Genomic DNA, 6,298 nt, shown 5'->3' with positions numbered 1-6,298 from the left:
TCGCAGGGCGGGGGCTATCCCGACCGGCTCGCCTCCCGCCTCCGCAAGGACGGCCTCCCCGTGGGCCATACCAACCTGGGGCAGAGCGGTGCGCGCGTGCGCGACATCGTCAACAACGCCCTCAAGCGCGTCATCGCGTTGCAGCCCACGCTCATCACCCTGGGCGTGGGCACCAACGACGTCTGGCGCGGCACCGAGGTGGCGGAGTTCCAGGACGACCTGGACCGCATCGCCCGGCGGCTGAAGCAGACCGGCGCGTCCATGGTGGTGGCGAACCTGGCGGACATGGCGCTCGCGCCGGTGGCGAAGATGGTGCCCAGCGCGCTGTACGAAGGGCGCATCGAGCCGTTCAACCAGGCCATCGCCTCCGTGGCCCGCGCGCACGGGCTGCACCTGGTGGACCTCTTCACCGCCAGCCGGGAGATGATCCCCCGGCGCCCGGACTTCTTCTGCTCGGATGGCTTCCACCCGTCCGCGGTGGGCTACGAGGAGTGGGCGGACCTGATGCTCCCCGTGGTCCGCACGCTCGTGCAGCGGTAGCGCCAGGCAGGGCGCCCTGGCGCCCCGCGCTCAGGCCTTCGCGATGCCGGAGGGCGCGGGCGGCGTGGAGGGCGCGTCCGCGGGCGGCGCGCTGATGCTGCGCTCGCGTCCGGGGTGGATCTCCATGCCGGCCTCGAACGCCGTCACGCGGTTGCGGCCCGTCCGCTTGCTGCAATAGAGCGCCGAGTCCGCGCAATCCACCAGCATGTCCTGCGCCGACGCGTCCGTGGGGAAGTGCGAGACGCCGATGGACACCGTGACGTGGCCCCCGGGCAGCCCCGGGCGGCTGAGCGTGACGGAGTCCGCCACCGCGCGGCGCAGCGTCTCCGCCACCTCCACCGCCGTGGCCTTGGACACCTGCGGCAGCAGCAGCACGAACTCCTCGCCGCCGTAGCGCCCCAGCGTGTCCACCTTGCGCGCGCGGGTCCGCAGTACGTCGGAGACCCGGCGCAGCGTCTCGTCTCCGGCGCGGTGCCCGGCCAGGTCGTTGAGCCGCTTGAAGTGGTCCACGTCCACCATCAGCAGCGCCAGAGGCACGCCGAAGCGCTGGGCTCGCGCGAGCTCCAGGTCCAGCCGCTGGAAGAGGTGGCGGCGGTTGGGCACGCCCGTGAGCGCGTCCGTCAGCGTGAGCTTCACCGTCTCCGCGTGCAGGCGCGCGTTCGTCACCGCCGTCGCTGCCTGATCCGCCACCGCGGTGAAGAGCTCGATCTCCTCCGCGGAGATGCTCGCCGTCTCCGGGCGCTGGAAGTTGATGACGCCCAGGAGCGTGTCCGCGTGCACCATGGGCACCGCCAGCAGCGAACCGTGCTCCGAGCCGCCGCGCAGCCCGCGCCGCGCGAAGATGCTGGTGCTGTCCGTCAGGTCCGGCAGGTACACGGCCTTGCGCGTCTGGGCGGCCCGGCCGCATGCGCCCTCGCCCATGGCGAAGGTGTGGCCCTCCAGGCCCCGGCCCTGCGGCCACGCGTGCTTCACCTCCAGCATGCCCTCCTCGTTGAGGAGCATGATGGAGAAGTCCGGGATGTGCAGCCGCTCCACCACCAGGCGGGTGATGCGCGACAGGAGCTCGTCCAGCTCCAGCGTGGTGTTGAGCGAGCGGGCCACGTCGAACAGCAGCGACAACTCCGTCAGGCGCTCCTCCAGCTCGTCCTTCAGCGCCAGCTTCTCCTTCACCAACTGCAGGTCGCGGTGCGTGTCGATCTCCTCCACCTTCATGGAGGTGAGCCGCGCGAGCATCTGGTTGAAGGCCGCGCCCAGCCGGGAAATCTCGTCCGTGCTCCGGGCCTCCGCGCGCACCAGCAGGTCGCCGTCGGCCGCGCGGCCCATGGCCTCGCTCAGCCGCTTGAGCGGCGCGGTGAGCACGAAGCGCAGGGACAGCCACGTGACGAGCCCCAGGATGCCCACGAAGAGCACCATCGCGCCGAGCGCGTCCTGGAACACCGTCTGGAGCTGGCGGGTCAGCGCGGGCTCGCCCATGCGCACCTGCAGGACGCCCATGCGCTGCGCGGCCTCGCCGGTGTGACAGCCGGAGCACTCCGGACCGCCCAGGGGCCGCACCACCTCCGTGCCGTGGTCGCTGGAGCGCGCCGTCTCCGGCCCCGTCGCGGACAGCCGCGTGGCCTCCGGGTGCGGATGTCCCTGCTCGGCCGGCCGCCTGCTCCACCGGATGCGCCCGTCCGGCGTCAGGACCCGCAGGTCCTCCACGGAGCGGAACAGCCGCGTGTCAGACGACAGCACGTCCGCGACCGCGCCATGCGGTGCCGCGCCCGGAGCCTGCGGCAGCGTGAAGGTGGAGGCCACGGCCTCCGCCAACGCGAGCGCCTCCAGGTGCGTGCCTTCACGCACCGCCTGCCGGGCTTCGCGCGAGAAGTGCCCCACGCCCAGGAGCGCCACCACCAACCCGGGCAGCGCGATGCTCCACAAGAGCTTCCTGCCAATCGTCTCGGAACCGAGGGCCATGTGCGGGGCGCAGTGTGCTTCGTGCACTCGCGTTCTGTCCGCGAGTGACGGAGTGTTCAAAATTGTCAGGGGCATGACACGCCCTGTCAAACGTACCGGTGTCGAAATATTGAAATGGGGGTGTTGTTCCTCGGCATGTTCCTGTTTTCACGGGCTGTACCCGTGGCACGGTGGCGGTAGTCCCGAAATCCGCGTCCGGAAAGAGGAGTTCCAACCATGACCCGGTCCGTGTTCCTCACCTCCGCGCTGCTGCCGGTGCCCCACGGCTTCGCCACTCGCGCGGGTGGGGTGTCCGAGGGGCCCTATGCGTCCCTGAACCTGGGCTTCTCCGTGGGCGACGAGCGTCCCCGCGTGGAGGAGAACCACCGTCGGCTGGCCCAGGCCGCGGGCGCGCGTCTGGGTTCGCTCTGCCGGGTGTCGCAGGTGCACGGCGACACGGTGCTGGAGGCGCGCGGCGAAGCCGACGACGTGCTGCGCCCCACGCTGGGCGAGGCGGACGCGCTGTGGACGGAAGGGGAGGGCAGTTGGGTGGCGGTGGGCACCGCGGACTGCGTGCCGGTGCTGATCGTGGACCCGCGAGCGCGGCGCGTGGCGGCGGTGCACTCGGGATGGAAGGGCACGGACCTGGAAATCAGCGCCCGCACGGTGGAGGCGCTGGTGGCGCGGGGCAGCCGGCCGGAGGACCTGCTCGCGGCGGTGGGCCCCTGCATCCAGGCGTGCTGCTACGAGGTGTCCCCGGAGCTGGGCGACCGCTTCCGCGCGCGGTTCGGTCCGGACGTCGTCCGCGCGGGAGCCAAACCGCACCTGGATCTTCCACTCGCGGTGAAGGCGTCCCTCACAAAGGCGGGGCTGAAGCCGGGGCAGGTGGACGTGCTACAGGCCTGTACGGCGTGTGATCCAGAGCGGTTCTTCTCCCACCGCCGGGACGCGGGGCGCACAGGGCGGCACCTCAACTTCGTGCTGCACCGCTTCTAGCGGAGGCCCGCCGGGGTCGTTTTCTTGACGGTCTCCGACCGGCCTTCCTATCCTCGACCTGGAATTCCCTCCGTCCAGGCTCGTGCCGGTGCGTCCCTTCCTCTTCCGCCTGTTTGCCGCCGTCGCGCTGTCCGCGCCGACCGCCTGCGCCACCACCGCTGCTTCGCAGACGGAAGTGGGCCGGCTGGAGGCTGAGGTGCGCACGCTGCGCGCAGCCCAGTCGTCGCTGATGGAGCGCCTGGAGCGGCTGGAGAACCGCGACGCCGTCTCGCGCGCCCGCGCCGCCGCCCCGGCCCCCGCCGCGTCCCCGAAGGCCACCGCGAGCGCGAAGCCGGAGGCCGCCTCGCCGGAAGTGGGCGAGCCGCTGGGTCTGGCGCCAGCGGAGCTGACGGTGGTGCGGCTCAAGCCGAAGAAGGAACCCGCGCCGCGCATCAACACGGCGGTGGCGGTGATGGAGCCGGACACCGACCAGATGGAGATGTTCATCTCCCCGGTGGAGGGCTCGTCGGGGACGGGCTCGGTCAGCCTGGGAGGCTCGATGGCCTCCACCACGGCCACCCGCATGGAGCCGCCGGAGAAGGATCCGGACATCCTCGACGCTGAGTACGAGCGCGCGGTGGCCATGCTTCGCACCGGCAACGTGGAAGGCGGCGTGGAGACGCTCACGCGCTTCGCGGCGGAGAACCCGCGCCACCCTCGCGCCGACAACGCCCTGTACTTCAGCGGCCTGGGCCAGATGGGGCTCAAGGACGCGGCCGGCGCGGCCAAGACGTTCGAGAAGCTCATCAAGAACTACCCCGCCGGGGATGCCGTCCAGGACGGCATGCTCCGGCTCGCGGAGTGCCGGGTGCGGCTGAACCAGGCCGTGGATGCCCGAGCCCTCTATACCCGCGTCGTCACCCAGTTCCCGGGGACGGCCGCCGCCACGCAGGCGGAGCAGCGGCTCGCCGCGCTCTCGCCGTAAGCCCTTTTGTGAAAGGACGTCGTCCGATGCGCACCCGGATCCTTGCCTCCCTGCTCGTGCCCCTCACCGTCGCGCCGGCATGGACGGCTTTCGCCCAGGACGCGCAGGAGGATGAATCCCAGTCGTCCTCCGAGACGGAAGGGCAGGACATCTCCGACGACGTGGAGCAGCGCCCCACCTCCGTCACGCTCCCGCCCGGCGCCGCGCAGGGCCGTGAGAGCGCGCCCGGCCAGGTGCACACGGTGGAGACGGGCGACACGCTGTGGGACCTGTCCCAGCGCTACCTGGGCAGCCCCTGGTACTGGCCCAAGGTCTGGTCCTACAACCCGCAGATCGCCAACCCGCACTGGATCTACCCGGGCAACAACGTGAAGTTCTTCCCGGGCGGCGAAGAGGTGCCCTCGCGCGTGGAGGCCGGTGACCTGCCCTCCGACGACGTGGTGGCGCCCACGGACGTGAGCGGCGGCCGCCTGGTGTCGGTGGTCGGGAAGATCGGCTTCGACCCGTCCGCCTCCAGCCCGGTGACGACCAAGGGCTTCGTGACGACGCGCGAGCTGGACGAGGCGGGCCGCATCGAGGGCTCGACCTCCGAGGCGCTGATGCTCTCCTCCCCGGAGAAGGTCTACCTGCGCTTCAAGAAGCGCGGGTCCGCCAAGATTGGCGACCGCTACGTCATCTTCCACACCGTGGAAGAGGTGAAGCACCCGGTGTCCAACGCGCGCACGGGCTACCTCACGGAGCTCCTGGGCACGGTGCAGGTCGTCGCCATCAACAACGACGTGGTCACCGCGCGCATCATGGAGACGTGGGACCCCATCGCCCGTGGCGACCTGGTGGGCCCCTCCAGCGAGAAGCTGTCGGAGCGCATCGCCCCCAAGGCCAACAGCAAGGAGATCCCCGGCTTCGTGCTCACGCCGATGACGCCGGGCCAGACGCTGCTGGGCGAGCACAACTTCATCGTCGTGGACCGCGGCACCGCGGACGGCGTCCAGGTGGGCAACACCTTCACCATCGAGCGCCGCGGCGACCCCAGCAAGGACGTGCTCGGTCGCAGCGACTACAAGATGGGCGACGCGGGCAAGGAGCAGAAGGCCTACCCCTGGGAGGCCGTGGCCCAGTGCATGGTCACCGAAGTGCGTGAGCGCACCTCCAACTGCCTGATGACCCGCTCCATGGTGGAGATCTCCGCCGGCGACCGCGCCACCATGCGCAAGGACGGAACGCCCACCGCCAGCCGCTGACCCAAGGCGGCGATCGGCAGGAATGCTGCATTCCGACCCGCCCGGGAAGGGCGGGTCGCTTGACCCTCGAAGAACCGGTGTTATGTGTCACGCCCCTCCCGGGACCACCTCTATATAGGTGGGAAACAGGCGGGGACGGCATGGCGGACACAAACACGGATACGCACCTACACTGGGACGAGCAGCGCGCCACCCTGGCGCTCTGGGCCATTGCGGGCCTGGGGCCCCGGACGCTGGACGCCGTGCGCGCGTTCGCCGGTGGGGCGCTGTCCCGGCTCGCGTCCACGCCCGTGCGGGACTGGGTGGCGGACGTGCCGGTGCCCGCGACCGTCCGCCAGCGGTTGGCCGCCGTCGCATCGCTGGACGCCCTGGCGTCCCGGACGGAAGAGGCCTGTGCCCGGACGGGGCTCCAGGTGGCCTTCGCGGGCTCGCCGGCCTACCCCGCCCGGATGGTGGGGCTGGAGGACGCGCCCCCGCTGCTGTTCTTCCTGGGCAACCCGGGTCCTCCCCGCCGCAGGCTGGCGATGGTGGGCAGCCGCCATCCGGATCAGGGCTTCCTGCCGTTCGCGCGCTCCTTCGCCCGGAAGGTGGCGGAGGCCGGGGTGGGGGTGGTGTCGGGCGC

6 protein-coding genes are annotated in these 6,298 nt (G+C 71.3%); 5 read left to right on the top strand and 1 reads right to left on the bottom strand.

Going from position 1 to position 6,298, the window contains the following annotated elements; translation table 11 throughout:
- On the top strand, positions 1-540 hold a 540-nt coding region (locus D7X99_RS41190), incomplete at its 5' end, for an SGNH/GDSL hydrolase family protein (RefSeq protein ID WP_147476413.1).
- Positions 541-570: 30 nt separating this feature from the next.
- Here D7X99_RS41190 and D7X99_RS41185 read toward each other — a convergent pair.
- Positions 571-2,496: a diguanylate cyclase gene (locus D7X99_RS41185; RefSeq protein WP_121782497.1), complete on the bottom strand. Its 1,926-nt coding sequence runs from the start codon at positions 2,494-2,496 to the stop codon at positions 571-573.
- A gap of 216 nt (positions 2,497-2,712) precedes the next feature.
- Between D7X99_RS41185 and pgeF the strand changes: the two genes are divergently transcribed.
- The 4 genes from pgeF to D7X99_RS41165 form a co-directional block, all read left to right on the top strand.
- Complete coding sequence (gene pgeF / locus D7X99_RS41180; protein WP_121782496.1) at positions 2,713-3,471, top strand: peptidoglycan editing factor PgeF; 759 nt, start codon at positions 2,713-2,715, stop codon at positions 3,469-3,471.
- A gap of 82 nt (positions 3,472-3,553) precedes the next feature.
- Positions 3,554-4,435 (top strand): tol-pal system YbgF family protein, encoded by an 882-nt coding sequence (locus D7X99_RS41175; RefSeq protein WP_121782495.1) that lies wholly within the window; start codon positions 3,554-3,556, stop codon positions 4,433-4,435.
- 26 nt (positions 4,436-4,461) lie between these two features.
- On the top strand, positions 4,462-5,676 hold the full coding sequence (locus D7X99_RS41170; RefSeq protein WP_121782494.1) for a LysM peptidoglycan-binding domain-containing protein: 1,215 nt from the start codon (positions 4,462-4,464) through the stop codon (positions 5,674-5,676).
- Between the two features lie 140 nt (positions 5,677-5,816).
- The coding region (locus D7X99_RS41165) for a DNA-processing protein DprA (protein WP_199756429.1) at positions 5,817-6,298 on the top strand (482 nt) is incomplete at its 3' end.

Source organism: Corallococcus sp. AB032C (genome assembly GCF_003668935.1).
Lineage (GTDB): Bacteria > Myxococcota > Myxococcia > Myxococcales > Myxococcaceae > Corallococcus > Corallococcus exiguus.
Note: the sequence above shows the minus strand (reverse complement) of the source record. Positions and strands in the feature narration are given on the sequence as shown.

Excerpts from the sequence above, each read along its gene's own strand:
- D7X99_RS41185 (WP_121782497.1), bottom strand. The coding sequence starts at position 2,496 with ATGGCCCTCGGTTCCGAGACGATTGGCAGGAAGCTCTTGTGGAGCATC.
- pgeF (WP_121782496.1), top strand. The coding sequence starts at position 2,713 with ATGACCCGGTCCGTGTTCCTCACCTCCGCGCTGCTGCCGGTGCCCCAC.
- D7X99_RS41170 (WP_121782494.1), top strand. The coding sequence starts at position 4,462 with ATGCGCACCCGGATCCTTGCCTCCCTGCTCGTGCCCCTCACCGTCGCG.